Source organism: Dongia sp. agr-C8 (assembly GCF_054658695.1).
In genome coordinates this window covers 1,098,650-1,124,603 of sequence record NZ_BAAGHZ010000001.1, presented here as the reverse complement: position 1 = coordinate 1,124,603, position 25,954 = coordinate 1,098,650, and the positions used below count along the sequence as shown (strand labels likewise).

At 66.0% G+C, this 25,954-nt stretch carries 22 protein-coding genes; 9 read left to right on the top strand and 13 right to left on the bottom strand.

The window, feature by feature from the left end; genetic code table 11:
* Positions 1–53: 53 nt before the first annotated feature.
* The gene (locus tag ACYQ4T_RS05135) at positions 54–1,886 is read right to left on the bottom strand and encodes a M3 family oligoendopeptidase (RefSeq protein WP_459851202.1); all 1,833 of its coding nucleotides are present in this window, start codon (positions 1,884–1,886) and stop codon (positions 54–56) included.
* A 111-nt stretch (positions 1,887–1,997) separates the two neighbouring features.
* Here ACYQ4T_RS05135 and ACYQ4T_RS05130 point away from each other — a divergent pair, with 111 nt between their 5' ends.
* A complete protein-coding gene (locus ACYQ4T_RS05130; protein WP_459851201.1) occupies positions 1,998–3,812 on the top strand; it encodes an AMP-dependent synthetase/ligase in 1,815 nt (604 codons plus the stop codon).
* Here ACYQ4T_RS05130 and ACYQ4T_RS05125 read toward each other — a convergent pair.
* From ACYQ4T_RS05125 to ACYQ4T_RS05095, 7 genes are all read right to left on the bottom strand, one after another.
* Complete coding sequence (locus ACYQ4T_RS05125; protein WP_459851200.1) at positions 3,809–4,765, bottom strand: DMT family transporter; 957 nt, start codon at positions 4,763–4,765, stop codon at positions 3,809–3,811. The genes ACYQ4T_RS05130 and ACYQ4T_RS05125 overlap by 4 nt on opposite strands.
* 31 nt (positions 4,766–4,796) lie before the next feature.
* The gene (locus ACYQ4T_RS05120; protein ID WP_459851199.1) at positions 4,797–5,843 is read right to left on the bottom strand and encodes an ABC transporter ATP-binding protein; all 1,047 of its coding nucleotides are present in this window, start codon (positions 5,841–5,843) and stop codon (positions 4,797–4,799) included.
* On the bottom strand, positions 5,822–6,787 hold the full coding sequence (locus ACYQ4T_RS05115; protein ID WP_459851198.1) for an ABC transporter ATP-binding protein: 966 nt from the start codon (positions 6,785–6,787) through the stop codon (positions 5,822–5,824). Before ACYQ4T_RS05115 ends, ACYQ4T_RS05120 begins: the two co-directional genes overlap by 22 nt.
* Positions 6,788–6,793: 6 nt before the next feature.
* Positions 6,794–7,690: an ABC transporter permease subunit gene (locus ACYQ4T_RS05110; RefSeq protein ID WP_459851197.1), complete on the bottom strand. Its 897-nt coding sequence runs from the start codon at positions 7,688–7,690 to the stop codon at positions 6,794–6,796.
* Between the two features lie 7 nt (positions 7,691–7,697).
* Positions 7,698–8,615: an oligopeptide ABC transporter permease OppB gene (gene oppB / locus ACYQ4T_RS05105; RefSeq protein WP_459851196.1), complete on the bottom strand. Its 918-nt coding sequence runs from the start codon at positions 8,613–8,615 to the stop codon at positions 7,698–7,700.
* Between the two features lie 60 nt (positions 8,616–8,675).
* Entirely contained in the window at positions 8,676–10,274 is a 1,599-nt protein-coding gene (locus ACYQ4T_RS05100; protein WP_459851195.1) for a peptide ABC transporter substrate-binding protein, read from the bottom strand.
* Between the two features lie 325 nt (positions 10,275–10,599).
* Positions 10,600–14,064, bottom strand: coding sequence for an indolepyruvate ferredoxin oxidoreductase family protein (locus tag ACYQ4T_RS05095; RefSeq protein ID WP_459851194.1), 3,465 nt, complete (start codon positions 14,062–14,064; stop codon positions 10,600–10,602).
* An 86-nt stretch (positions 14,065–14,150) separates the two neighbouring features.
* On the opposite strand from ACYQ4T_RS05095, the gene ACYQ4T_RS05090 reads away from it, so the two are divergent.
* From ACYQ4T_RS05090 to ACYQ4T_RS05065, 6 genes are all read left to right on the top strand, one after another.
* The gene (locus ACYQ4T_RS05090; RefSeq protein WP_459851193.1) at positions 14,151–15,146 is read left to right on the top strand and encodes an NAD-dependent epimerase/dehydratase family protein; all 996 of its coding nucleotides are present in this window, start codon (positions 14,151–14,153) and stop codon (positions 15,144–15,146) included.
* Between the two features lie 6 nt (positions 15,147–15,152).
* A complete protein-coding gene (locus ACYQ4T_RS05085; protein ID WP_459851192.1) occupies positions 15,153–15,950 on the top strand; it encodes a hypothetical protein in 798 nt (265 codons plus the stop codon).
* Between the two features lie 28 nt (positions 15,951–15,978).
* Entirely contained in the window at positions 15,979–17,487 is a 1,509-nt protein-coding gene (locus ACYQ4T_RS05080; RefSeq protein WP_459851191.1) for a phenylacetate--CoA ligase family protein, read from the top strand.
* 10 nt (positions 17,488–17,497) lie between these two features.
* A complete protein-coding gene (locus tag ACYQ4T_RS05075) occupies positions 17,498–18,160 on the top strand; it encodes a PH domain-containing protein (protein ID WP_459851190.1) in 663 nt (220 codons plus the stop codon).
* 2 nt (positions 18,161–18,162) lie between these two features.
* Positions 18,163–18,846, top strand: a complete 684-nt coding sequence (locus ACYQ4T_RS05070; protein ID WP_459851189.1) for a DUF1345 domain-containing protein — start codon at positions 18,163–18,165, stop codon at positions 18,844–18,846.
* A gap of 107 nt (positions 18,847–18,953) precedes the next feature.
* The gene (locus ACYQ4T_RS05065) at positions 18,954–19,145 is read left to right on the top strand and encodes a hypothetical protein (RefSeq protein ID WP_395018204.1); all 192 of its coding nucleotides are present in this window, start codon (positions 18,954–18,956) and stop codon (positions 19,143–19,145) included.
* 151 nt (positions 19,146–19,296) lie between these two features.
* Here ACYQ4T_RS05065 and ACYQ4T_RS05060 read toward each other — a convergent pair whose 3' ends face one another.
* Positions 19,297–21,087 (bottom strand): ABC transporter transmembrane domain-containing protein, encoded by a 1,791-nt coding sequence (locus ACYQ4T_RS05060; RefSeq protein ID WP_459851188.1) that lies wholly within the window; start codon positions 21,085–21,087, stop codon positions 19,297–19,299.
* Positions 21,088–21,098: 11 nt separating this feature from the next.
* A complete protein-coding gene (cyaY, locus tag ACYQ4T_RS05055) occupies positions 21,099–21,443 on the bottom strand; it encodes an iron donor protein CyaY (protein WP_459851187.1) in 345 nt (114 codons plus the stop codon).
* 204 nt (positions 21,444–21,647) lie between these two features.
* Between cyaY and rpmE the strand changes: the two genes are divergently transcribed.
* Entirely contained in the window at positions 21,648–21,881 is a 234-nt protein-coding gene (gene rpmE, locus ACYQ4T_RS05050; RefSeq protein WP_028098974.1) for a 50S ribosomal protein L31, read from the top strand.
* Between the two features lie 178 nt (positions 21,882–22,059).
* On the opposite strand, the gene ACYQ4T_RS05045 is transcribed toward rpmE, so the two are convergent.
* Positions 22,060–22,494: a DUF1465 family protein gene (locus tag ACYQ4T_RS05045; RefSeq protein ID WP_395018197.1), complete on the bottom strand. Its 435-nt coding sequence runs from the start codon at positions 22,492–22,494 to the stop codon at positions 22,060–22,062.
* Between the two features lie 274 nt (positions 22,495–22,768).
* Here ACYQ4T_RS05045 and ACYQ4T_RS05040 point away from each other — a divergent pair, with 274 nt between their 5' ends.
* Positions 22,769–23,221, top strand: coding sequence for an Hsp20 family protein (locus ACYQ4T_RS05040; protein ID WP_459851186.1), 453 nt, complete (start codon positions 22,769–22,771; stop codon positions 23,219–23,221).
* Between the two features lie 157 nt (positions 23,222–23,378).
* On the opposite strand, the gene ACYQ4T_RS05035 is transcribed toward ACYQ4T_RS05040, so the two are convergent.
* Positions 23,379–24,164: an alpha/beta fold hydrolase gene (locus ACYQ4T_RS05035; RefSeq protein WP_459851185.1), complete on the bottom strand. Its 786-nt coding sequence runs from the start codon at positions 24,162–24,164 to the stop codon at positions 23,379–23,381.
* Positions 24,165–24,171: 7 nt separating this feature from the next.
* Positions 24,172–25,467 (bottom strand): O-acetylhomoserine aminocarboxypropyltransferase, encoded by a 1,296-nt coding sequence (locus ACYQ4T_RS05030; protein WP_459851184.1) that lies wholly within the window; start codon positions 25,465–25,467, stop codon positions 24,172–24,174.
* Positions 25,468–25,954: the final 487 nt, after the last annotated feature.

Genomic DNA, 25,954 nt, shown 5'->3' with positions numbered 1-25,954 from the left:
ATCCTGGAAAATCACCTTGTCACTATTAGGGCCAATCAATGGCTTAGCTGTGATCAGAGCTTCTCCAGCTCGTCGATGAAGCCCTTCACCACGCCGAGCCCCTTGGTCCAGAAGCCGGGATCGGAGGCGTCGAGTCCGAAGGGCGCCAGCAATTCCTTGTGCCGCTTGGTGCCGCCGGCCTTCAGCATGTCGAGATATTTCTGTGCAAAGCCCTGCTCCGCCCCCTGGTAGACCGCGTAGAGCGAGTTCACCAGGCAGTCGCCGAAGGCATAGGCGTAGACGTAGAACGGCACATGGATGAAATGCGGGATATAGCTCCAGAAGACGGCATAGTCGGTGCCGTCGGGCAGCTTGATCCCGGGCCCCAGGGCCTCGCGCTGGGTCTCGAGCCAGATCGCGGAGATCTCGTCGGCGGAGAGCTCGCCGTTCTTGCGCGCGTCGTGCAGGCGCCGCTCGAACTCGTGCATGGCGATCTGGCGCACGACGGTGTTCAGCATGTCCTCGACCTTGCCGGCCAGCAGGATCTTGCGCTTCGTCTTGTCGGTCTCGCGCTTCAGCAGCGCCTGGAAGGTCAGCATCTCGCCGAACACCGAGGCGGTCTCGGCCAGCGTCAACGGGGTGTCGGCCAGCAGCTGGCCCTGGGGCGCGGCCAGCACCTGGTGCACGCCGTGGCCGAGCTCGTGCGCCAGCGTCATCACATCGCGGGTGCGGCCGTGATAGTTCATCAGCAGGTAGGGATGTGCGCTCGGCACGGTCGGGTGCGCGAAGGCCCCGGGCGCCTTGCCGGGGCGCGGCGGCGCGTCGATCCAGTTCTGGTCGAAGAAGGTCCTGCCGACCGAGGCGAGCTCCGGCGAGAAGGCGGCATAGGCGTCGAGCACCAGCTTGCGCGCTTCGGGCCAGGTGATGAGCTTGTCGTCGTCACTGGGGAGCGGCGCGTTGCGGTCCCAGAACTCGAGCGCGGTCTCGCCCATCCACTTCGCCTTCAGGCGGTAGTAGCGGTGCGATAGCTGCGGATAGCTTGCCTTCACGGCGGAGACCAGCGCATCGACCACCTCGTCCTCGACCTGGTTGGCGAGGTTGCGCGAGGAGACCGGGGCCTTGAACTTCCGCCACTTGTCCTCGATGTCCTTGTCCTTGGCGAGCGTGTTGGTGATCAGCGCGAAGACCCGCTTCTCGGCATTGAGGCCCTTGGCGAGCCCGTCGGCCGCCGCCTTGCGCTTCACCGGATCGCGATCGGTCATCAGGTTCAGCGCCTCGTTCGAGGTCAGCTTCTTGCCCTGGATCTCGAAGCGCATGTCGGCGAGCGTCTCTTCGAACAGGCGTTGCCAGGCGGCGCTCCCTGCCACGTGCTTCTCATGCAGCAGGCGCTCGACCTCGTCGGAGAGCTGGTGCGGGCGGAACAGGCGCACGGCATCGAGCCAGGGCCGGTAGCGCCGGAGCGGCTCGTGCTTCAGCTTGGCGGCAAGGTTGGAGTCTTCCAGCTTGTTGAGCTCTAGGGAGAAGAACAGCACCTCGACCGAGATCGCATTGACCCGCTCGTTGATATTCTGCTGGAAGCGCGCGAGCTCGGGGTCCGCCATGTTGCCGGCATAGACCAGCTGGGCATAGCTCATCACCTTGCCGAGCAGCTCCTGGATCATCTCGTATTCGGTGACCGCCTTCAGGAAAGCGGCGCCGTCGATGGCGGCCAGCTTGCCCTCAAAGGCCTTGCGGAAGTCGCCCGCGGCGGCGGCGGCCCGTTTCAGGTCCTGCTCGATCTCCGGCGCGGTCGGGCTCTTGTAGAGGTCGGCCAGGTTCCAGTTCGGCAAGGCACCGAGGCTCGGGGTTTCCGGCGCGGCGGCCTCGGTAACGGCGGCGAAGGTGACGGGGGGAACCGGGGCATTCATGGGAATCGGCTTGCTCCTTGCAGAAAATCAGCCTCCCTTATATGGGAGGCGGGGGCGGATGGCCAAGTGCACGCTCGACCAGGACGAATTGGGGCAATCCAGGACTAGCGCATGAATTACGACGCGGTTCCAAGCCTGACGCGGCTGTTCTTCGATCAGGCCGCCAAGCTCTCGCGTGAGCCCCTGCTGCGTTCCAAGCAGAACGGCGCCTGGGTACCGATGACCTGGGGAGAGGTGGCGGCACGGGTGAGGTCGCTGGCGCGCGGGCTGATCGGCCTCGGCATCCAGCCCGGCGATCGGGTGGCGCTGATTTCCGAGAACCGGCCGGAATGGCTGATCGCCGATCTCGCGATCATGGCGGCGGGCGGCATCACGGTGCCGCATTTCGCCACCAACACGCCGGACGACCACCGGCATATCCTGACCCATAGCGGCGCCAAGGGCGCGATCGTCGCCGGCGGCACGATCGCCAAGCGCCTGCTGCCGGCGGCGGTGCAGGCCTCGGAACTCGAATTCCTGATCGCGATCGACGGGCTCGACCTGCAGCAGAGCCCCCGCTTCCGCCTGGTCGATTGGAAGGACCTGGTCGAGCAGCCGAGTTCCCCGACCGGCCCCTCGGCGGAAGGAACAGCCGAAGTCGAGGCGCGGATCGCCAGGCAGCAGCGCGGCGACACCTGCTGCATCATCTACACCTCGGGCACCGGCGGCGTGCCGAAAGGTGTGACGCTGACCCACGGCTCGATCCTCTGCAACATCAAGGGCGCCTTCGAGCTGGTGAAGGAAGTGGGATTGGGCGGCGACGTCTTCCTCTCCTTCCTGCCGCTCTCCCATGCCTACGAGCATACCGCCGGACAGTTCCTGCCGATCAGCCTCGGCGCCCAGATCTACTACGCCGAGAGCGTCGAGAAGCTGGTCGAGAACATGGCCGAGGCGCGGCCGACCATCATGACCGCGGTGCCGCGGCTCTACGAGGCAATGCACCAGAAGATCCTGCGCGGCCTCGCCAAGGCGCCGCCCGCGCGCAAGAAGCTGTTCGACCTGGCACTCCGGCTGGGGCGGAAGAACTACGAGCATCCCGGCACGCTGACCTTGGTCGAGAAGATCCAGAACCTGCTCTGCGAGGTGCTGGTGCGGCGCAAGGTGCGCAAGCGATTCGGCGGCCGCCTCAAGGCCTTCGTCTCGGGCGGCGCCGCCTTGAACTACGAGATCGGCGTCTTCTTCCTCTCATTGGGCGTGCCGCTGCTGCAGGGCTACGGCCAGACCGAGGCCTCGCCGGTGATCAGCGCCAACCGGCCGAAGAAGATCAAGATCGATACGGTCGGGCCGATCTTCCACGGCCTCGAGGCCAAGATCGCCGAGGACGGCGAGATCCTGGTCAAGGGTGAAGCGGTGATGAAGGGCTATTGGAACGACCCGGAATCGACCGCCAAGGCGATCCAGGATGGCTGGCTGCATACCGGCGACATCGGCGAGTTCGACCAGGACCGCTATCTGAAGATCACCGACCGCAAGAAGGACATCATCGTGCTGTCCGGCGGCGACAACGTCTCGCCGGCGCGGATCGAGGGCTTCCTGATCCTGCAGCCGGAGATCGCCCAGGCGATGATCTACGGCGACAAGCACCCGCATCTGGTGGCGCTGGTGGTCCCCGATGCGGAATTCGCGGCGGACTGGGCGAAGGCCAACGGCGTCGCCAATGATCTCACGGCTTTGTGCGCCAATCCCGGCTTCATCAAGGCCATGAACGCCGCGATCGACCGGGTGAATTCCAAGATGTCGGCGCTGGAAAAGATCCGCCGCGTCGCGCTGACGCCCGAAGGCTTCACCATCGACAACGCGATGCTGACGCCGTCGCTGAAGATCCGCCGCCATGTGATCCGCGAGAAATACGGCGAGACGCTGAAGAAGCTCTACGAGCGGAGTTAGGCGCGCGCCTCGCTCTTCCGTCCCGAAAATAGCATGTAGAGTCCGGCGCCGACGATGAGCGCGGCGCCGACATAGGTGTAGACGGTGGGGATCTCGTCGAAGATGAGAAACCCCCAGCTCGCGGCCCAGATCAGCGCGGTGTATTCGAACGGCGCCACGTAATTCGCCTCGGCGATGCGATAGGCATGGCTCAAGAGCACCGTGCCCGCGGCGGCGATCGGGCCGCAGCAGGCGAGCAGCAGCAGATCGGTCGGCCGCTCGAAGGACCAGGGGCGCAGCAGAAAGCCGAGGCTGGGGTGCATCCCCTCATAGGCGAAGGCGCCGTGGCCGAACAGGGCGGCGAGCACGATGGCGCCGATCATGTACATGATGTTCTGGTAGAAGCCCATGACCGCGGCGCTTTCGCTGCCGCCCATTTGCCGCGCCATCAGCTGCGCGACGCCATAGGTGAAGGCCGCAAAGACCGGCAGCAGGCTCGCCAGGTCGAAGACCCCGGCGCCCGGGCGGCAGGTCACGATCACGCCCAGGAAGCCCACCAGCAGCACGATCACGCGTTTCGCCTGGAGCCGCTCGCCGAGCATCGGGATAGCGAGGACGGTGATGAACAGCGGTCCCGTGAAATAGAGCGTCACCGCTTCGGCGAGATCCATGGCCGGCAGCGCCAGATAATAGGTGCTGTAGGCCGACAGCATGATCAGGCCGCGGATCACGTGCTTGTAGAAGCGACGGGAGACCAGCCGTGCCAGGCCGCCGCTCCGGTGCACCATGATGCAGAGGAAGGGCAGCGCCGCGATGGTGCGGATCGCGATCGCCTCGCTCAAGGGATAGGTGCCGCTGACGTATTTCAGGATCCAGTCCTGCGACGAGAAGATCGCGATGCCGCCGCAGAGCGAAAGCGCCGCCATCAAGCGGGAGCCGCCGGCGCGGGCGGACGAAGCGGCTTCACTCGACATTGGCTGACTTGGAACCCTTCCGCGCCTGGCTTCAATTGCTGCGCGGTGTGTCGGCGTGGTGGCAGGCGACAAGGTGACCGGGCTTCGCCGGAAGCAGATCCGGCATCACCTGGGCGCAGATCTCGGTCGCGCGCGGGCAGCGGGTCCGGAATGGACACCCAGACGGGGGATTGAGCGGCGACGGCAGGTCGCCCTTCAAGACGATGCGCGAGCGGCCGCGCTCCTGCTCGGGATCGGGCAGCGGGATCGCGGAGTTGAGCGCATGCGTATAGGGATGCAGCGGGTCAGCGTAGATCGAGTTGCGGTCGGCGATCTCCATGATCTTGCCGAGATAGAGCACCATGATCCGGTGGCTGATATGCTTCACCACCGCGAGGTTGTGCGAGATGAAGATCAGCGACATGCCCATCTCGCGCTGCAGATCCATCAGCAGGTTGACGATCTGCGCCTGGATCGAGACGTCCAAGGCCGAGACCGGTTCGTCACAGACGATGAGCTTCGGCTCGTTGATCATGGCCCGGGCGATGCCGATGCGCTGGCACTGGCCGCCGGAGAACTCGTGCGGATAGCGGTTGATCTGGTTCGGCAGCAGGCCGACCTTGGCCATCATCCCCTTCACCCGCTCGCGGACCTCGGCCTTGCTCAGGGTCGGCTGAAAGGTCTGCAGCGGCTCGGCGATGATCTCGCCCACCGTCATGCGCGGGTTGAGGCTCGCCAGCGGGTCTTGGAAGATGATCTGCATGTCGCGGCGCACGCCGCGCATGTCGTGTTCGCTGAGCTTGGCGAGGTCCTGGCCCAGCCAGACCACGCGGCCGGCATGGATCGGCAGCAGCCGCAGCACCGCGCGGCCGAGCGTCGACTTGCCGCAGCCGGACTCGCCGACCAGCCCCAGGGTCTCGCCGGCGCGGAGGTCGAAGGAGACGCCGTCCACCGCCTTCACGACACCGGGCTGCTTCCCGAGCAGCCGGTTGCCGCCGACCTCGAAATAGACCTTGAGATCCTGGACTGTCAGCAGCGGCGCGCCCTTGCTAGCGGTCTGCGCACCCGTCGGGGTCATCAGAGGCTGGGCAGATGGCATGCCTTGCTCCTTCCCTCGGCAAATAGCGTCAGAATCGGCCGCTCGACCGGGCAGCGCTCGAAGGCATAGCGGCAGCGGTCGCGGAAGCTGCAGCCGCTAGGGAGGTTCTGCAGGTTGGGCGGCTGACCGCCGATGGTCATGAGCCGCGTCGATTCCGTCTCGTCCAGCCGCGGCATGGATTCCAGCAGGCCCTGGGTATAAGGGTGCTGCGGGTCCTTGAAGAGGTCGCGGACCGAACCCTTCTCGACGATGCCGCCGGCATACATGACCATGACCCGGTCCGCCATGCGGGCGATTACGCCGAGATCGTGGGTGATGAGCGCGATCGCCATGCCGAAGTCGCGCTGCAATCCGACCAGCACTTCCAGGATCTGCGCCTGGACCGTCACGTCGAGCGCGGTGGTGGGCTCGTCGGCGATCAAGAGTTCCGGGCCGCAGAGCAAGGCCATGGCGATCATCACCCGCTGGCGCATGCCGCCGGAGAACTCGTGCGGGAACATGTTGAGGCGGCGCTTGGCTTCCGGGATCTGGACATTCTCCAGCATCGCGACCGATTCCGCCGCGGCCTTCTCTTCGGTCAGCCCCTTGTGCAGCATCAGCACCTCGGTCATCTGGCGGCGGACCGAAAGGTAGGGATTGAGCGAGGTCATCGGGTCCTGGAAGATCATCGCCATCTTGGCGCCGCGCACCCGGTTCAGGTCCTTGACCGGAAGCCCAAGGATCTCCTCGCCCTGGAACTTGACGCTGCCGGCGGCGCGGCCGTTGCGCGCCAAGAGGCCCATGATCGACATGAAGATCTGGCTCTTGCCGGAGCCGGATTCGCCGACCACGCCCAAGGTCTCGCCCTTGTTGATGCTGAAGTCGACGCCGCCCACCGCCTTCACCTCGCCTTCCGGCGTGGAGAAGGTGGTCTTCAAATCGGTGACTTCGAGGACCTTGCTCATCTTGGCTCAGCGGTCCTTCGGGTCGAGCGCGTCGCGCAACCCGTCGCCGATGAAGTTCAGCGAGAGCAAGGTGACCGCCAGCACGATGCCCGGCCCCAGCACCTGCCAGGGCGCGATCTCCATCACCGACGAGCCCTCCGCGACCAGGGTGCCCCAGCTGGAATCCGGCTCCTGCACGCCCATGCCGAGAAAGCTGATGAAGCTCTCGATCAGGATCACGTTCGGCACCGTCAGCGTGACATAGACCACGACCGGGCCGAGGCAGTTCGGGATCACATGCCGGGTGATGATCCGCCAGGTCGAGACCCCGCTGGCATGGGCGGCCTCGATGAACTCGCGGCGCTTGATGCTGATGGTCTGGCCGCGGGTGATGCGGGCCATGTCGAGCCAGGAGACCGCGCCGATCGCGAGATAGATCAGGACGATCTGGCGGCCGAACACCACCGTCAGCAGGATCACGAAAAAGATGAAGGGGACCGAGTAGAGGATGTCCACGATCCGCATCATCAGGCCGTCGATCCGGCCGCCGAGGAAGCCGGCGGTGGCGCCCCAGAGCGTGCCGATGATCAGGCTGACCAGCGTCGCGACGAAGCCGACCATCAGCGAGACCTGGCCGCCGTAGAGCGTGCGCACGAAGAGATCGCGGCCGTTGGCGTCGGTGCCGAAATAGTAGCCCTGCTCCAGGTTCGGCGGCGAGGCCAGCGGGTCGAGGTCCCAGTTCACGTCGTCCGGGCTGCGCAGGCCGAGATAGGGCGCCGCGAAACAGGCGACGGCGATGATCGCCAAAACCACCAGCGAAACCACCGCCGCCTTGTTGTGCATGAAGCGGCGCCGGGCGTCGGCCCAGAGGCTGCGGCCTTTGACTTCGACGGGGGTGTTGCTGGGGAGCGGGATATCGGTCATGGCGCCCTCAGTCGTAGCGGACTTTGGGATCGAGCAACCCATAGGCAAGGTCCGCCAGCAGGTTGCAGAAGATGATCAGTGCGCCGTAGAACACGGTGACGCCCATGACCATGGTGTAGTCGCGGTTCAAGGAGGCCTGCACGAAGTAGCGGCCGATGCCCGGGATCGAGAAGATCTGCTCGATCACCACCGAGCCGGTGATGATGTTGGCGATCGCCGGGCCGAGGAAGGAGACCACCGGCAGCAGTGCCGCGCGGATCGCATGCCGCCGCAGCACGATCCGCTCCGGCAGGCCCTTGGCATGGGCGGTGCGGACATAGTTGCTTCTAAGCACCTCGATCATGCTGGCGCGCATCAGGCGCGCGATCGCGGCGATCTGCGAGAGACAGAGCGCGATCACCGGCAGCACGTAGTTGGCGGGATGCCCCCAGCCGCCGACCGGCAGCCAGCTCAGCATCAGGCCGAAGACCAGGGTGAGGACCGGCGCGACCACGAAGTTGGGCACCGCGATACCCAGCATCGAGACGCCCATGGTCGTGTAGTCGACGATGGTGTTCTGGCGGAGCGCCGCCCAGATGCCGAGCGTCAGGCCGATGATCAAGGCGAGGCTGATCGCCAGCAGGCCGAGCTGCAGCGAGGTCGGGAAGCCCTGCAGGATCAGGTCGGTGACGCGGAAATCCTTGTACTTGAACGAGGGGCCGAAATCGCCGTGCAGCAGGTCCCAGATGTAACGCCCGAACTGCTGCCAGAGCGGCTCATCCAGGTGATACTGCTTGTTCAGCGCGGCCAGCACCTCGGGCGGCACCTGGCGCTCGCGCGCGAAGGGTCCGCCGGGCGCCAGGCGGATCATGAAGAACGAAATCGCAATGATGACGAACAGCGTCGGGATCGCGCCGCCGAGACGCCGCAGGAAAAAATTGAGCAAGGTATTCGGGTCCGCGAAGGACGGGCCGCCGGCTAGCCGCCGGCGGCCCGCACCGAGCGCTTAGTTGACCGACATGTAGCGGCCGAGATGGAAGTCGAGGTTGTTGTAGGTCCAGCCATGGACCTTCTTCGACACCATGTGCTTGGTCTTGTAGTAGAGCAGCGGGATCAGCGGCAGGTCGTCGAGGAAGATCTTCTCGGCGTCCTGCAGGACCTGCATCCGCTCCTTCGGATCGGAGATGCCGGCCGACTTCTTCACCAGCTCGTCATACTTCGGGTTGTTGTAGCCCGCGTCGTTGCGGACACCGGCATCGGAGAGGAAGATGTCGAGAAAGGTCATCGGGTCGGCATAGTCGCCGATCCAGGCGGCCCGCGCGACGTCGTAGGCCTTGTTGTCGCGGGTGTCGAGATAGACCTGCCACTCCTGGTTATTCAGCGTGGCATCGACGCCGACCTTCTTCCACATGCTTTGGACCGCGATCGCGATCTTCTTGTGGTTCTCGCTGGTGTTGTAGAGGATCTCCAGCTTCAGCGGCTTGTCGGGGCCATAGCCGGCTTCCTTCAAGAGCTCCTTGGCCTTCTTGACGCGGTCGGCCTGCTTCATGTCCTTGAAGCTGACATAGGTGTTCTGGTACTCGCCGGTTCCCGGCGGGACCCAGGACCAGCCCGGCAGGAAGCTGCCCTGGGTGACCTTGTCGGCGAGCGTGTCGCGGTCGATGGCCAGGGCCAGCGCCTCGCGGATCGACTTCTGCTTGCCCAACGGCTCGCGGGTCAGGTTGATGACGTAGTAGTAGGTGCCGAGATAGGGCTTCGCCTCATACTCGTCCTTCAGTTTGCTCTCGATGAACTTGATCTGGTCCGAGGGCACTTCATAGGTGATGTCGAGCTCGCCGGCGCGATAGCGCTTGAACTCCTCGCCGATGTCCTCGGTCGGGTAGTAGATGATCTTGTCGAGCTTGACGTTGGCGGCGTCGTAGAAGTTCGGGTTCTTCACCACGGTCAGCGAGGATTGCGGCGTCCACTCGGAAAGCGTGAAGGCGCCGTTGCCGACGAAGTTGCCCGGCTTGGTCCAGTCGGCGCCGAACTTCTCGACCGATGCCTTGTGCACCGGCAGGAAGCTCGAGTGACGGAGCAGCGACAGCAGGTACGGCGTCGGCTTGTTCAAGGTGACGACCAGGGTGTGGTCGTCGGTCGCCTTGGCGCCGAGCTTGCTGAAGTCCGGGGTCTTGTCCGGGGCGGTCTTGCGGATCTCCTCGGCGCCGGCGATCACGTCGGCGATCGGTGCGTAGTCCGAAGCGGTCTTCGGATCGAGCAGGCGCTGGAAGGAATAGACGAAGTCGGCGGCGGTCACCGGATCGCCGTTCGACCATTTCTCGTCGCGCAGGTGGAAGGTGTAGGTGAGACCGTCGTCGCTCACGTCCCAGCTCTTGGCGACGCCCGGCGCCACCGCGCCGTCCTCGGCGTAGGTCGTCAGACCCTCGAGCAGTTCGTACTGGATGTTGGATTCGATGACGCCGGTCGACTTGGCCGGATCGAGCGTCTCGGGTTCGGCGCCGTTGCCACGGTGCAGAACGGACTCCGCTTGCGCGCTGAAGGCGCCGGCCATCAGGCCAGCCGCCGCCACCGCCGGAAGCATCAGCTTCCGAAGAGCTTCTTTCATTAGGTAAGCCTCCCACTCATTGGACCATGTCGGGTCCCGCTGGCGGCAAGCAGCCGCCGGATCCCGGGCATCACACCCAGTTGTTGCGATCTTGTTGCATAGCTTCGAGAGATTTCAACCCTCTTTGGTCCGGCAAGGCCATTTGCGCCAACGATTTGGGGCCGCCCGCGCGCTTCGCCCCCGTTTTGTTCACGGTTGTAATGCCTGGGGTTAGGCATGGCCTGAAAAGCGTACCGGCGTTGCGCGCGATCAGGGCTGGCGATCCGGCGGAAACCCGGCGATGCGCCGGAGCAAGCGCATGACGAATCGCGAATTTCGCGGCGCACTATTGCGCGGCGCGGTTCTCGGCCGGCGGGTTGTGGAACGCCGTGAGCAGCTCGCCCCGTCGCTGCTCGGCCCTGGCGATGCTCGCCGCTTTCACATGGCCGAAGCCGCGGATCGCTTCCGGCAGCGATGCCAGGGCCACCGCCGCCGCATGATTGGCCGGGGTGAGTGCCGCGATGAGCGTGGCGATCGAGGCTTCGTACTCGGCGATGAGCCTGCGCTCCTCGCGGCGCTCGGCGGAATAACCGAAGACATCGAGCTTGGTGCCGCGCAGGCCTTTGAACTTCGCCAGCAGGCCGAAGGCGCGGAGCACCCAGCCGCCATAGGCCTGCTTCTTCAAATGACCGGTGGCGGGATCGCGCTTGGCCCACAGCGGCGGCGCCAGATGGACCTTGAGCGCGAAGTCGCCGTCGAATTGCTGCGCCAGGCGATCGCGGAAGCCGCCGTCGGTATAGAGCCGCGCCACTTCATACTCGTCCTTATAGGCGAGCAGCTTCGCGTAGTTCCGGGCGACCGCGCGCGCCAGCGCATCGCTGCCCGGCAGCCGCGCGCGTTCGGCGGCGGCGACCTGGTCCACCAGCGCCTGATAGCGGTCGGCATAGGCGGCATCCTGATAGTCGGTGAGATGCCGGCGGCGATGGGCGACGATCTCCGGCAGCGTCTCCGGGATTGCGGCCTTCGCGGGTGCTGCGATCCGTTCGACCGCAGCAAGATCCAGCGCGGCGCGGCGGCCCCAATGGAAGGCGCGCTTGTTGAACTCGATGGCGACGCCGTTTAATTCGATCGCGCGCAGGATGGCTTCGGAGGAGACCGGGATCAGGCCGCGCTGGTAGGCGAAGCCGAGCATGAAGGGATTGGTGGCGATCGCATCGCCCATCAGCGCGGTCGCGAGCCGGGTCGCGTCGGGGAAATCCACCGCCTTGCCGATCACATCGCGGATCATCGCTTGCAGCTTGGCGGCGGGGAATTCCCAGTCGGCGTTGCGGGTGAAGTCGCCGGTCACGGTCTCCTGGGCGTTGACGATCGCCGTGGTGCGTTCGCGGCCGGCGCGCCCAAGTGCATCGGGCCCCGCCGAGACGACGAGATCGCAGCCGAGCAGCAGGTCGGCCTGCGCGGTGCCGATCCTGACCGCGTGCAGGCGATCCGGCTTATCGGCGATCCGCACATGGGAGAGCACCGCGCCGCCCTTCTGCGCGAGGCCGGTCATGTCCATGACCGAGACACCCTTGCCTTCGAGATGCGCCGCCATGCCGAGGAGCTGGCCGATGGTGACGACGCCGGTGCCGCCGATGCCGGTCACCAGGATGCCGTAGGACGGGTCAAGCTTCGGCAAGCTCGGCTCCGGCAGGGCGATGTCGCCGGCCTCGACCGGCTTCGGCTTCCTGAGGCGCCCGCCTTCGACGGTGACGAAGCTCGGGCAGAAGCCCTTCAGGCAGGAGAAATCCTTGTTGCAGCTCGACTGGTCGATGGCGCGCTTGCGGCCGAAGGCGGTCTCCACCGGCGTCACGCTGAGGCAGTTGGATTGCGTGCCGCAATCGCCGCAGCCTTCGCAGACCTCCTGGTTGATGAAGACGCGCTTCGGCGGGTCGACCATCAGGCCGCGCTTGCGGCGACGCCTTTTCTCGGCGGCGCAGGTCTGGTCGTAGATGATCGCGGTGACGCCCTCGATCTCGCGGAACTCGCGCTGGATCTCGTCGAGGTCGTCGCGGTGGCGGAGCGGCGTGCCGGCCGGCAATTCGCTCTCGGCGTAGTTTTCCGGCGCTTCGCTCAAGACCGCGATCTTCTTCACGCCCTCTGCGGCCAACTGGCGGGCGATGATGCCGGGCGAGAGCGGCCCGTCCATCGGTTGGCCGCCGGTCATGGCGACCGCGTCGTTGAACAGGATCTTGAAGGTGATGGTGGTGTTGGACGCGACCGCGGCGCGGATCGCGAGGCTGCCGGAATGGTAGTAGGTGCCGTCGCCCATGTTCTGGAAGACGTGCTTGGTCTTTGAGAACGGCGCGCGGCCGATCCAGGTGCCGCCCTCGCCGCCCATCTGGGTGAAGGTCGCGGTGTTGCGGTCCATCCAGAGCGACATGTAATGGCAGCCGATACCGGCCAGCGCTGTGCTGCCCTCCGGCACCTTGGTCGAGGTGTTGTGCGGGCAGCCGGAGCAGAAATAGGCGATGCGCCGGATCGGCGGCTGGATCGACTTCAGGCTGGCTTCGCGCTGCTCCAGCTTGTGCAGCCGCGCCTCCAGTTCTGGCACCGGCTGCAGCCGGGCGATGCGGGTCACGATGGCCCGCGCGATCATCAATGCCGAAAGCTCGTCAGCCGAGGGCAGGATCCAGGCGCCGCTCTCGTCATATTTGCCGATGATGCGCGGTCGCTTGCCGTCGGGCAGATGGAACAGCTGCTCTTTCAGCTGGGTCTCGATCAGCGCCCGCTTCTCCTCGATGACCAGGACCTCTTCCAGGCCTTCGGCGAAGCGGCGCGCACCCTGCGGCTCCAACGGCCAGGTGAGCCCGACCTTATAGAGGGAGACGCCGAGCCGGCGCAGCTCGGCCTCGTCGATGCCGAGGTCTTCCAGCGCCTGGCGGACATCGAGATAGGACTTGCCGCAGGTGACGATGCCGAACCTGCGTCCCGGGCCATCGCTGACGATGCGGTCGAGCCCATTGGCGCGGGCATAGGCGACGGCGGCGGCGACCTTGTGCTTGTGCAGCCGTAACTCCTGCTCCAGCGCCTGGGGTCCCGCCAGCGGCGAGCTTGGGAAGCGGATCGAGAGGCCGCCCGGCGGCATCTGGAAATCGGTCGGCAGCCGCACCTCGACCCGGGCGGGGTCGAGATCGACCGAGACGGCGACATCGGTCGTCTCGGCCGTGACCTTCAGGCCGACCCAGGCGCCGCTCCAGCGCGACATCGCCCAGCCGTGCAGGCCGAAATCGAGGATTTCCTGCACGCCCGAGGGATTGAGCACCGGGATGTTGGCATCCATCAGCGCGTATTCGCTCTGATGCGCGGTGGTAGAGGACTTGCAGGTATGGTCGTCGCCGGCCAGGACCAGCACGCCGCCATGTTTGGACGAGCCGGCGAGGTTGCCGTGGCGGAGCGCATCGCCCGAACGGTCCACGCCGGGACCCTTGGCGTACCACATGGCGAAGACGCCGTCGTAAATCGCGTCGCCGAAGAGATCGTTCTGCTGCGTGCCCCAGACCGCGGTCGCCGCCAGGTCCTCGTTGACCCCCGGCTGGAAGCGGACATGGTGCGCCTCGAGGAAGCGCCGCGCCTGAGTCGCGGCGGTGTCCAGTCCGCCCAGGGGCGAGCCGCGATAGCCGGTGATGTAGCCGGCGGTGTTGAGGCCGGCCAGGAGATCGCGGCGACGCTGCATCAGCGGCAGCCGGACCAGGGCCTGGGTGCCGGTCAGGTAGACACGGCCCTTGTCCTGCACATATTTGTCGTCCAGCGCGACAGCCGCCAGCGACATGAAATCCTCCAAACCGGTGTGGGCCGAACCTTGAAACCAAAAGCCCGACCTTGTCCAGCTGGTTCGGGCCGCAGTAACCTTGCCCCATGACCATTCTCGTTACCGGCGCGGCCGGTTTCCTCGGGATGCACGTGGCGAAGCGCCTGCTCCAGCGCGGCGACAAGGTCATCGGCGTCGACAACATGGACGCCTACTATTCCCTCGAGCTCAAGGAGGCGCGGCTCGCCGAGCTGGAGGAGGACGCCAACTTCACCTTCCACTATCTCGACATCGGCGATGCCCAGGCGGCCGGCGCGGTCTTTGCCCTCTACCCCGATCTCGAAGGCATCGTCCATCTGGCGGCCCAGGTCGGCGTCGGCCACAGCCTCGCCAACCCGCAGGCCTTCCTGAACACGAATATCTCCGGGATGTTCGTGCTGCTGGAGGAATGCCGCAAGCTCAGGCACCTGAAGAACGTCATCTACGGCAGCTCGTCGGCGGTCTATGGCGGCAATCGCAAGGTGCCGTTCTCCGAGGCCGACCAGGCGAACCAGCCGCGCTCCATCTATGCCGCCTCGAAACGCGCCGACGAACTGCTGGCGGCGGCCTATGCCAACATCACGCAAGTCCCGATGACCGGGCTTCGCCTGTTCGCGATCTACGGGCCTTGGGGCCGGCCCGACATGTTCTATTACACCTTCACCCAGGCGATCGCCGCGAAGCGGCCGATCCGGGTCTACAACAAGGGCGACTTCCGCCGCGACTTCACCTATGTGGATGACGCGGTGCATGCGATCGTCGCCGCACTCGACCAGCCGCTGCGCCGGCCCGAAGGCGTGGCCGCGGATGCCTTCATCCCGCACCAGACCGTCAACATCGGCAACGACCGCAGCAATTCCCTGAGCGAGTTCATCGCCGAGATCGAGAAGGCGCTGGGCGTGCCCGCGATCATCGAGAACGAGCCGATGAAGAAGGACGATCTCCAGGAAACCTATGCCGACGTGACGCTGGCCCGCCGCGAATACGGCTTCGAGCCGAAGACGCCGCTCTCCGTGGGCGTGCCGCGCTTCGTCGATTGGTTCAAACGCTTTCACCGGCTCTGAGAGAACATGCAGCTTCCCGCCAAATTCGTGCCCAAGCAGAGCCAGCATCTCGGCAATGTGATCGGCGCGGTCATCATCATCCTGTTCGGCCTCGCCTTCATGACGGGCTACCTGCCCGACCGCACGGCAACCGAGAACATGAACATGAGCTTCGGCGAATGGCTGGGCTTGAGCGGCGTCCGGCTGCCGTTCCTGCTGGTCACCGTCGCGGTGCTGCTGTTCGGCCTGGTGGCCCTCGCGCTCTCGCTGCTGAACATGGCCGGGGGATCGCCGCACAGCCATTTCATCGTCGACCGCTTCGGCATCCAGGTCCGCGGTTACTTCGGCGAGACCCGGCTCTCCTGGAAGGACCTCGGGCCGATCCGCCCGTTCCGGCGCACCGTCTTGCAGGCGATGGGCCTGGACCGGCGGTTCTGGATCGTCTCCGATACCTTCAGCGGCGAAAGCCGCGTCGATACCCGGCGGGCGCTTTCCAGCTTCACCCTGCGGATCCCGGTGACCGCCTACGTCGGCAGCAGCTGGCTCGGCGGCAATATCGGGCCGGCCATGGATGCGACCGCCGCCTGGCTCGAGAGCCTGCGCAAGCTGGCGCGGGAGGACAGCCTGGACCCGGACGACGCGCCCGACGCGCCGGCGGAATTGGGCTCAGGCCAACCGGTCGATCGGGCGATCGGCCGGCCGGCCGCGCCCGAGCCCGCCCAGGCTGCGGCCAAGGCGCCCTCGCCGCGGCCGGCCGACGACGATCTTCCCGCGATGGCCGACCGCAAGTTCGGCCGCCGCGACGGCCCGACCGTCGAACGTTGAAACCCGTTGACCCGCATGAGGCTTTCCGATGCATGACGTCCTGACGCCCGCACCGGAGGCGGAGGCGCAGCGCTTCCTGCTGACGCCACTGGATGCGCTGCTGCAAGCCGGGGAAGTCAGCGACGGCGCCAGCGAAGCCCTCGACCTCTTTCGCGCCGTGGCCCGCGACGTTCCCGCCTACCGCCAGCTCCTGGCCGAGCAGAACATCGATCCGGCATCGATCCGGACGGCGACGGATTTCGCGCGCCTGCCGCTGCTGGACAAGAAGAACTACAACCGCCGCTTCAGCCTGGACGAGCTCATGCTGGGCGGCAAGCTGACCCGCAGCGACTTCTTCGCCGTCTCCTCGGGCTCCACGGGAGAACCCACCTTCTGGCCGCGCGCCCAGGCCGACGAGTTCCCGGTCGCGGTGCGCTTCGAGCAGGTGTTCCGCGACGCCTTCCGCGCCCATGAGCGGCGCACCCTCGCCGTGGTCTGCTTCGCCCTCGGCACCTGGGTCGGCGGCATGTTCACGTCCTCCTGCATGCGGCATCTCTCCGCCAAGGGCTATCCGGTCGTGACCGCGACGCCGGGCAACAAGATCGACGAGATCCTGCGCGTGGTGCAGCGCCTGGGTCCGCAATTCGAGCAGACCGTGCTGCTCGGCTACCCGCCTTTCCTCAAGGAAGTGGTCGATGCCGGGCGCAGCCAGGGAATCGACTGGTCGCCCTTCAAGGTGAAGCTGGTGATGGCCGGCGAGGTCTTCAGCGAAACCTGGCGCGATCTGGTGGCGGAACGCCTGGGCGGCGCCGACCCTTTGCGCTTCGGCGCCTCGATCTACGGCACGGCCGATGCCGGCGTGCTCGGCCAGGAGACGCCGGTCTCGATCGCGATCCGCCGCTTCCTCGCCGAACGCCCCGACGCGGCGCAAGCGATGTTCGGCGACACGCGGCTGCCGACGCTCTGCCAATACGATCCCACGGCCCGTTATTTCGAGAGCCTGGACGGGTCGCTCGCCTTCTCCGGCTGGAACGGCGTCCCGCTGGTCCGCTACCACATCGCCGATCGCGGCGGGGTCATGCCCTACGACGCGATGCTCGCGAAGATGCGCGACCTCGGCTGCGACCCGGCGGCGGCGGTGCGCCAGAACGGCGGCCCGGAGCCGCGCCGCCAGCCCTTCGTCTGGGTGTTCGGCCGCACCGACTTCACCGTCTCCTTCTTCGGCGCCAATGTCTTCCCCGAGACGATCTCGCTGGGGCTTGAACAGCCCGAGATCCGAGCGCGGGTGACCGGCAAGTTCGTCATGCAGGTGAAGGAAGGCACGGCCGACGCCAAACCGCGCCTCACCATCGCGGTCGAACTGGCCAAGGAGGCGGCGGGCGACGATGAATTCGGTGAAGCCGTCGCCATCGCCATCCTGGCCCAGCTCCGCCGCCTGAACAGCGAGTTCGCCAACTACGTGCCAGCGGAGTTCCAGAAGCCGGTGGTCACCCTCTATCCGACCGGGCATCCCGAATACTTCCCGGTCGGGGTGAAGCATCGGTATAGCCGAAAGTAGGCATTGGACGATGGCCCGCGGCAAAAAGACTCTTCCGAAATTTCGCATCATTCCGCGCAAGCTTGGCGCCGCTTTCAACACGCTGTTCTTCGGCATGTTTCTCGTGATGTTTGCCACGAGCCTGTTCGCCGAGTTCGACAGCGTCACCGTGAATGGCCGGGAAGTCTACGGCGAGGAACGGGTTCAGGCATTGCGGGATATGAACTTCATGTTCCTGCTCGCCATGATTCCCATGCTCCTCCTCTTTCTCTTTTACGCGCGGCGGCTCCTGCCCGGCAGCCCTCTCGACTTCATCGAAATCGGCCCGGCCGGGCTGACCACCAGGGGGTTGCTCGGGCGCCGTCACCGCCGATGGGAGGAGATCACCGGGTTCTCTGCCGGCCGGTTCTTCCTGTCCAATCCGCCGATCGATTGGATCAAGGTGGAATCGGACCGACCGCTGCGTTTCACCCTGGGCGGGTATCTGCGGTTCAAGTTCTTCTCGTTCGGCAAGGCAGAGGCGCAGGCGGTCGCTCATTGGCTCGAGATGGTGCGCGGCGCTTTCGTCTTCGGCGGCGACTCTCTGCCGGCCATGCCCGAGGAACTCGCCGGCAAGATCATCAATCTCTCCGACGCCGAGGAGGGCCCACCCCGGGGCCGCTCATCCGCGCGCTCCAGCGTGATCGAGCGCTGACCATGCGCCGCCCGTTCGCCTTCTTCGCGACGCGCATCCGGATCTATGGCGCTGTGGCCATCGGCCTCGCCGCCTATCTCGCGATGACGCTGCTGCCCGTCTCCGAATGGCTGACGACCGCCGCGCTGAAACCGGCGCTGGCCTGGGATCTCACGACCATCGCCTATCTCATCCCGACATTGGCGATGATCCACAGCCCGGACAAGGCGAGGCTCCGGGAGCGGGCCAAGGCGATCGACATCCGGCTGGGCGAGATCATCGCCATCGTCGTCCTGGCCGGCGCCTTCAGCCTGTTCGCGGTCGCCGGCGTGCTGGAGCGCGCGAAGGAGGTTGAGGGCGGCGCCCGCGCGCTGCATCTCGCGATCGGCGTGCTGACGGTGTTCCTCTCCTGGGTCACGCTGCATGTGATCTATGCCGTGCATTACGCGCATCTGTTCTACGACCCGGCGGAGCGGAAGGATGCCGGCAAGATCCGCGGCGGGCTCGAATTCCCGGAGACGAGCGAGCCCGATTACTGGGACTTCGTCTACTTCTCCCTGGTGATCGGCATGACCTGCCAGGTCTCCGACGTCCAGGTCACGGCACGGCACATGCGCCACCTGGTGACCGCGCAGGGGATCATCGCCTTCTTCTACAACACGGTGATCGTCGCCCTGGCGGTCAACATCGCCGCCGGGCTGAACTGAGTGATCGCCGTCACAGGCGCGGCCCGGCGGTTGAACAGGCGCCGGGTGGCGGCCGACAGTCCTGGTATTCCGGGCGCTCCAGTCCGGATCACAGGATGGAGGTCACCATGACCCGTCAGACCCAGTCGATCCGCGAGACCGAGACCAACGCGCTTTCCGAGGCCGAATTGGACCAGGTTTCAGCCGGATTGCTTCCCGCCGTGCATGACCGCACCATCATCGCGGTCCAGCCGCAGGCCGTCATGGGCGACGGCAGCGTGAAGCCGGCGGCCGAGAAGGCCCTGATCGGGTTGCTGTAAGGCCCGCTTGAAGTCGTCACCCGCGTCCCCGGACTTGATCCGGGGATTGACCCGCGGGTCTTCAGCCGGCGAGCAGTCGGCGAGAGATGCCCGGCCCCGTCCGCGAATGCGGACATTCGTCCGCTGGGCCCGGGCATGACGCGTTTGGAGGTTACTCCGCCGCGCGGTCGAATTGCAGCGCAGCCAGGCGTGCGTAGAGCCCGCCCTGCCCGCTCAGCTCGGCATGGCTGCCGATGGCATCGACCCTTCCATGGTCCAGCACCAGGATGCGGTCGCATTTCAGCACCGTCGCCAGGCGGTGCGCGATCACGATCGTGGTGCGGTCCTGCATGATCTCGTCCAGCGCCTTCTGCACCACGCGCTCGCTCTCGGCGTCGAGCGCGCTGGTCGCCTCGTCCAGCAGCAGCAAAGCCGGGTTACGCAGGATCGCGCGGGCGATCGCGATGCGCTGGCGCTGTCCGCCGGAGAGGCGCACCCCGCGCTCGCCGAGGAAGGTGGCGTAGCCCTGGGGCAGGCGCTCCAGGAACTCATCGGCATGGGCGGCGCGCGCGGCGGCATGAATCTCCGCCTCGCTGGCGTCCGGCCGGCCGTAGCGGATGTTCTCCAAGGCGCTGGTCGAGAAGATCACCGGGTCCTGCGCCACCAGGCCGATCTGGCGCCGCAGCGCCTCGGGCGCCAGGGCCCGGAGGTCGATGCCATCGAACGCAACCTTGCCGGCCTCGGGATCGTAGAAGCGCAGCAGCAGCTGGAAGACCGTGGTCTTGCCCGCGCCAGAGGGACCGACGATGGCGATCTTCTCGCCCGGCTTTACCTGCAAGGTGAAGCCGTCGAGCGCAGTCGCCTCAGGCCGAGACGGATAGCGGAAGGTGACGTTGTCGAAGCTGACCGCGCCGCGCGCCGGCAGCGGAATCGGTTTCGGCTGCGTGGGCGCGGTGATCGTGGGTTTGGTATCGAGGAGTTCGAGGATGCGCTCCATGGCGCCGGCGGCGCGCTGCAGGTCGGCCATCACCTCGCTGACCGCGCCGGCGCAGCCGGCGACGACGATCGCGTAGAACACGAACTGGGTGAGCGCGCCGCCGGAGAGCTTGGCGCCGACCACGTCATGGCCGCCGATCCAGAGGATGAAGCTGATCGCGCCCAGCACCAGCGCGATCGCCATGAAGGTCAGGATCGCGCGGGCGCGGATCCGCAGCATCGCGGTGGAGAAGGCCTGCTCCACCCGGTCCTGGAACGAGGCGCGATCGAGATCCTCATGGCTGTAGGCCTGGACCGCGCGGATGCCGTAGAGCGATTCCGCGGCATCCGCCGAGACCTCGCCGATCTTGTCCTGGGAGAGGCGCGAGAGATGCCGGACCCGCCGCGCGAACATCACGATCGGCACCACGACGATCGAGAGCAGCACGATGGTGAGCCCCGTCAATTTGGGACTGGTGACGAAGAGCCCGATGAAGCCGCCCAGCAGCAGGATCGAGTTGCGCAAGGCAACCGAAACCGAGGAGCCGATCACCGTCTGGATCAAGGTGGTGTCGGTGGTGAGGCGCGAGATCACCTCGCCGGTGCGCGTGACCTCGAAGAATCCCGGCGAGAGGCCGATGATATGGCTGAAGATCGCGCGCCGCATGTCGGCCACCACCCGCTCGCCGATCCAGGAGACCAGGTAGAATCGCGCCGCGGTGCCGAGCGCCAGCAGCAGGGCGACCACGCCGAGCGCCAGCACCGCCTTGTCCAGCACGCTGGGATCGCCCTGGCCGAAGCCCTGGTCGATCAGAAACTTGAGGCCGGGGCCGAGCGCCAGCACGGTGCCGGCGGCGACCAGCAGCGCCAAGGTCGCACCGACCGCCTGCCAGCGATAGGGCCGCAGGAACTTCAGGATCTCGAACAGGATCCGGAAGTCCCGCGACATCGGGCGATCCGGCGGCAGCTCCTTCGGCGCGCGGGCCATCCCTTAAGTCCCTACGCCGTCAGCTGCAGCGGTTTGCCGATCGCGGCCGCGAGTTCGTCGGCCAGCAGGCGGTGCAACTGCGGACGCGCCCCATCGACTTCCCGGGTCGAGATCCAGCCGGCCTCGGGATCGTGGCGGAAATGCCAGGCCCCGCTCTTGGGCGAGGACAGCCAGACCTCCCGGTTCGGGGCGTGCTTGTTCACCAGATAGGTGCCGCCGCTATCGGGCAGGCCGATGGTCAGGACGCCGCCTTCAAGGTCCAGGTCGAGATCGTCCAGGGCCTGGTCCTCGATCTCCTGCATCAGGCGGTCCAGCACCTTGCCGGCCTGGCGCTCGAACTCGGGCTCATCCATCATCACTCCCCGTCGCCAATCGGTTGCGGGCGAATCCCTTGGAATACAGGGGCAAACCGCCAAAAGGCGCCCTGGTTTAATCTTTGCCGGCCGGGCGCGCAATGCCGGGGCCTAAACCGTTAACCAATTGACGCAGGTGGACCCCGGGCCTTGCGCAGCCGGCCTCATGTGGTTATAACGCGCGCCAATTCCGCAGGAGTTTTCGCGATGAAAGAGAAGATTCACCCGGACTACCACGAGATCACCGTGGTGGCGACCGATGGCAGCAAGTTCACCACCCGCACGACCTGGGGCAAGGCCGGCGACACCATGACGCTGGAAATCGACCCGAAGTCGCACCCGGCTTGGACCGGCGTGCACCGCCTGATCGACAGCGGTGGCCAGCTCGCGAAGTTCAACAAGCGCTTCGCCGGCATGGGCCTGAAGAAGGGCAACGAGTAAGCTTCACGTCCGATCCGTTCGGACCAAGTGCAAACCGCGGGCCCCTGGGTCCGCGGTTTTGCTTTTGGGGGGCTTGGTAGCGACGGCACGAGATGCGCGGGGCAAGCCCGCGCATGACGGCCAAAACCATGCGTCACCCGCGGACTTGATCCTCGGGTCTGCCTGCCAAGGATGTCCGCTACTGCAGCCTGGGCCCGCCGTTGGCCACCGCGCCGCCCTCGGCGCGGGCGGTTGCCTGGTCGTCCAGGCGGGCGATGCGCAGATAGAGCGAATGGCTGCGGGCGAGCAGGCTCTGCAGCTCGTCAGGCAACTTCTTCGCGGCGTCGGAACTGTCTTTCGCGCATAGGTCGCGGCCGCCCAGCCGGCGATCCGGCAGCGTGGCCTCGGCGATCGACATCTCGCCGGCGTGAACCGCACGGTGGGTCAGCAGCCAAGCCAGGACCTGCGTCAGACGCGCGACCAGCCGCATGGTCTCCATGCTGTTGGCGAGACCTTGCTCCAGATCCATCTTCTGACTCTCGGCCTCGGCCTTGTCGGTCAGGTAGCGCCGGGATTCTGCCAGGAGGCTCATCGCCTCCAGCATGGTCCGGTCGAAGAACTCAATATTGGCCATCCGATACTCGGTATTCTTTCCCTTACGGCGAATAGAGAGAACCCACGTTGCCGCCCCGGGGTCCCGCCGCTCCGTATAGCTTGCACATATAAGGATTAACAAAGCTTTCCGGTCCTTAAAAATGCGACATTCACGCCCTTGAACCAAAGTGGGGTTTCTCCCACATGGCTGGTATCGCGGTGCCGTCTCGGGCCGCGATACGAGACCGGATTAACTCTGGGCCGACCCCTTGGTGGCCCCCGGCCCAACATGTCGCTCATAGGAGGATATGGCTATGCGTACGTTCGATTTTTCCCCCCTTTTCCGTTCCTCGGTCGGTTTTGATCGTCTGGCGCAGCTGATGGACTCGGCGCGCGACGACGTCCCGAGCTACCCGCCCTACAACATCGAGCGGACCGGCGAAGACCAGTACCGAATCACCATGGCGGTTGCCGGCTTCGGCGAGGACGATATCGAGATCACCGCGCAGGAGAATGCGCTGACCGTCGTCGGCAAGCAGCCGAAGGACGAGGCGCCGAAGAACCTGCTTTATCGCGGCATCGCCGGCCGCCCGTTCCAGCGCCGCTTCGAGCTCGCGGAGTATATCCGCGTCTCCGGCGCCAGCCTCGAGAACGGCCTGCTCCACATCGAGCTGGTCCGTGAGGTGCCCGAGGCCGTGAAGCCGCGGACCATCAAGATCGGCAGCAAGCTCGAAGCCCCGAAGGCGGTCGAGCAGAAGGCCGCCTAACAACAAAGTTCGAGGAAACGTCCTGGGTGACGCGCGCCCGCCGGAGCAATCCGGCGGGCGCTTTCTTTTGGAGACGTCCCCTGCACCAGACCCGCGGGTCAAGCCCGCGGGTGACGCTTTCCTATTTCGTCATGCGCGGGCTTGACCCGCGCATCTGTCACCGAACGAAATCTCGCAGTGCCGCCGTCACCGCATCCGGCGCTTCCGCCATGACCATGTGGCCGATGCGGTCCAGCACGCGGATATCGGACTTCGCAATGGCCGCGACGAAGGCCTTGGCGCCTTTCGCCGGGGTCATGCGATCTGCGGCGCCTTGCAGCAACAGGACAGGCACGCTGATCGCGGCCGCGTCGGGCGCGCGATAGGCATCGCAGGCGGCGAGGTCGGCATGCAGCGATCCGGCCGGCGCACGCTGGATCAGGCGCAGGCCCAGCGGCAGCATTGCCAGGCCCGGCGTCTGGTTGCCGCCCACCTGCCCCGCCGGGCCGAAGCCCCAGCTGGCGATGAGCTCGGCGGCCTTGGGATCGTTGCGCTTCGCCGCATCGAGCAGATCGGGATGCACCGGCATCCTCGGCGCGAAGCCGACCAGCATCAGGCCGGCGACGCGCTCGGAATGTGCCCGCGCGATTTCCACACTGATCAGGGCGCCCATCGAATGGCCGACGAAGAAGGCGCGGCCGATCTTCTGCGCATCGAGGACGCGGAGCACCCAGGCCGCCATCTCGGCGATGCTGCCGAGCGCCGGGCCCTCCGACTTGCCATGGCCGGGCAGATCGAGCGCCAAGGCGGTGCCGCCGTGGTGTGCGACATAGCGGCCGGGCAAGGTCCAAACGCTGTGGTCCATCCCGGCGCCATGCAGGAAAACCGCGACCGGACGTTCGGCGCGGACCGGTTGCCCGCCGGTCGCGGCGAAGACGCGCTTTCCCCCAACGTCGAAGATCATTTCCCGTTCAACCCTTTTGGGACGCCTTCAGCGCCTGGGAGAGGTCGTCGATGATGTCGTCGGCGTCCTCGAGCCCGACCGAGAGGCGGATCAGCTCCTCGCCGATGCCCGCGGCTTTCAGCGCCGCCTCGTCGAGCTGGCGATGGGTCGTGCTGGCCGGGTGGAGCACCAGGGTCTTGGCATCGCCGACATTGGCCAGATGCGAGGCGAGCTTCAGCGCGTCGATGAACTTGCGGCCGGCTTCGCGGCCGCCCTTCACGCCGAGGCTGATCATCGAGCCCGCACCCTTGGGCAGCAGCTTCTTCACCAGCGCGGCGTCGGGCGAATCCGGCGAACCCGGATAGTTGACCCATTGCACGGCGGGATCCTGCTTCAGCGCCGCCGCCACCTTCTGCGCATTCTCGACATGCCGCGCCATGCGCAGCGGCAGGGTCTCGACGCCCTGCAGGATGTAGAAGGCGTTGGCCGGCGAAAGGCAGGCGCCGAAATCGCGCAGGCCTTCGAGCCGCGCGCGCATGATGAAGGCGGCGGGCCCGAAGTCTTCCGCGAAGTCGATGCCGTGATAGCCGGCATAGGGCTCGGTCAGGGTCGGGAACTTGCCGGAGGCCTCCCAGTCGAACTTGCCGCCATCGACCAGCGCGCCGCCGATCGCGAGCCCATGACCGCCGAGCCACTTGGTCGCCGAATGCAGCACCAGGTCCGCGCCCTGCTCGATCGGCCGGCTCAGGTAAGGCGTCGTGAATGTGGCATCGACCAGCAGCGGCAGCTGCGCCTCGTGCGCGACCGCGGCCAGTGCGGGCACGTCGAGCACCTCGAGGCCGGGATTGCCGATCGTCTCCGCGAACACCAAACGGGTTTCGGGGCGAATCGCCTTGCGGAAGCCGTCGATGTCGCGCGGGTTGACGAAGCTTGTGGTGATGCCGAAGCGCGGCAATGTCAGGCGGAAGAGATTGAGGCTGCCGCCATAGAGCGCCGCGGAGGCAACGATATGCGCGCCCGCATCCATCAGGGTCGCGATGGCGAGGAAGAGCGCCGCGTGGCCGCTCGCGGTGCAGACCGTGCCGACGCCGCCTTCCAGCGCCGCGATCCGTTCCTCCAGTACGCCGACGGTCGGGTTGCTGATCCGCGAATAGATGTGGCCGGGGCTTTCGAGATTGAACAGCGCCGCCGCGTGATCGGAATCGTCGAACACATAGGAAGTGGTCTGGTAGATCGGCACCGCGCGGGCGCCGGTGACGGGATCAGGTTGCTGACCCGCGTGCAGCGACAGTGAATCGAATTTCAGGAATTTTGCATCGGCCATTGGCTTCGAGCCCGAGATCACGCGTCGCGCAGCGCTCCGCAAAAGATGTGGGAAGCGTCCACAAAAGCTGAGGGCCGCTCTGCTGGTTTCCCAGCGGCGGCCCTCGTTTTTACGTAAGCCTCGACCTGTCTAACTTGCAGCAGGGGGACGTTACGAGTGACCTCCATCACCGTCAAGCGTGAAACGCGACAAACTGTAACAGGGGACATGAATTCCCCTCTTGCAATTTTCAAAATTCACGGACGCTCGATCGGCGGCTTGATAAGGAACCCATAAGAAAAATGCCGCCGGTAAAACCGGCGGCAAGTTAGACAGGGAGGCATGAAACTGGATCGTCGGAAAGATCCAGGAAGAAAAGCAGGGAAAGCCGCTTTTCCGATTGCCAAAATAACGCGAAGATGTGAACAAAATGTTAACGATGCCGCCGATGGCATCGCGACCGGTAGCGGCGCAGGGCCGCGGGGAACCCCAGCGATAGGTATGTGAC

Coding starts and splice junctions, on each gene's coding strand:
- ACYQ4T_RS05035 (WP_459851185.1), bottom strand. CDS start 24,164: ATGATCTTCGACGTTGGGGGAAAGCGCGTCTTCGCCGCGACCGGCGGG.
- ACYQ4T_RS05060 (WP_459851188.1), bottom strand. CDS start 21,087: ATGGCCCGCGCGCCGAAGGAGCTGCCGCCGGATCGCCCGATGTCGCGG.
- ACYQ4T_RS05070 (WP_459851189.1), top strand. CDS start 18,163: ATGCGCCGCCCGTTCGCCTTCTTCGCGACGCGCATCCGGATCTATGGC.
- ACYQ4T_RS05115 (WP_459851198.1), bottom strand. CDS start 6,787: ATGAGCAAGGTCCTCGAAGTCACCGATTTGAAGACCACCTTCTCCACG.
- ACYQ4T_RS05135 (WP_459851202.1), bottom strand. CDS start 1,886: ATGAATGCCCCGGTTCCCCCCGTCACCTTCGCCGCCGTTACCGAGGCC.
- ACYQ4T_RS05030 (WP_459851184.1), bottom strand. CDS start 25,467: ATGGCCGATGCAAAATTCCTGAAATTCGATTCACTGTCGCTGCACGCG.
- ACYQ4T_RS05075 (WP_459851190.1), top strand. CDS start 17,498: ATGGCCCGCGGCAAAAAGACTCTTCCGAAATTTCGCATCATTCCGCGC.
- ACYQ4T_RS05100 (WP_459851195.1), bottom strand. CDS start 10,274: ATGAAAGAAGCTCTTCGGAAGCTGATGCTTCCGGCGGTGGCGGCGGCT.
- ACYQ4T_RS05065 (WP_395018204.1), top strand. CDS start 18,954: ATGACCCGTCAGACCCAGTCGATCCGCGAGACCGAGACCAACGCGCTT.
- ACYQ4T_RS05110 (WP_459851197.1), bottom strand. CDS start 7,690: ATGACCGATATCCCGCTCCCCAGCAACACCCCCGTCGAAGTCAAAGGC.
- ACYQ4T_RS05120 (WP_459851199.1), bottom strand. CDS start 5,843: ATGCCATCTGCCCAGCCTCTGATGACCCCGACGGGTGCGCAGACCGCT.
- ACYQ4T_RS05125 (WP_459851200.1), bottom strand. CDS start 4,765: ATGTCGAGTGAAGCCGCTTCGTCCGCCCGCGCCGGCGGCTCCCGCTTG.
- ACYQ4T_RS05090 (WP_459851193.1), top strand. CDS start 14,151: ATGACCATTCTCGTTACCGGCGCGGCCGGTTTCCTCGGGATGCACGTG.
- cyaY (WP_459851187.1), bottom strand. CDS start 21,443: ATGATGGATGAGCCCGAGTTCGAGCGCCAGGCCGGCAAGGTGCTGGAC.
- ACYQ4T_RS05095 (WP_459851194.1), bottom strand. CDS start 14,064: ATGTCGCTGGCGGCTGTCGCGCTGGACGACAAATATGTGCAGGACAAG.
- ACYQ4T_RS05040 (WP_459851186.1), top strand. CDS start 22,769: ATGCGTACGTTCGATTTTTCCCCCCTTTTCCGTTCCTCGGTCGGTTTT.
- ACYQ4T_RS05045 (WP_395018197.1), bottom strand. CDS start 22,494: ATGGCCAATATTGAGTTCTTCGACCGGACCATGCTGGAGGCGATGAGC.
- rpmE (WP_028098974.1), top strand. CDS start 21,648: ATGAAAGAGAAGATTCACCCGGACTACCACGAGATCACCGTGGTGGCG.
- ACYQ4T_RS05080 (WP_459851191.1), top strand. CDS start 15,979: ATGCATGACGTCCTGACGCCCGCACCGGAGGCGGAGGCGCAGCGCTTC.
- ACYQ4T_RS05130 (WP_459851201.1), top strand. CDS start 1,998: ATGAATTACGACGCGGTTCCAAGCCTGACGCGGCTGTTCTTCGATCAG.
- ACYQ4T_RS05085 (WP_459851192.1), top strand. CDS start 15,153: ATGCAGCTTCCCGCCAAATTCGTGCCCAAGCAGAGCCAGCATCTCGGC.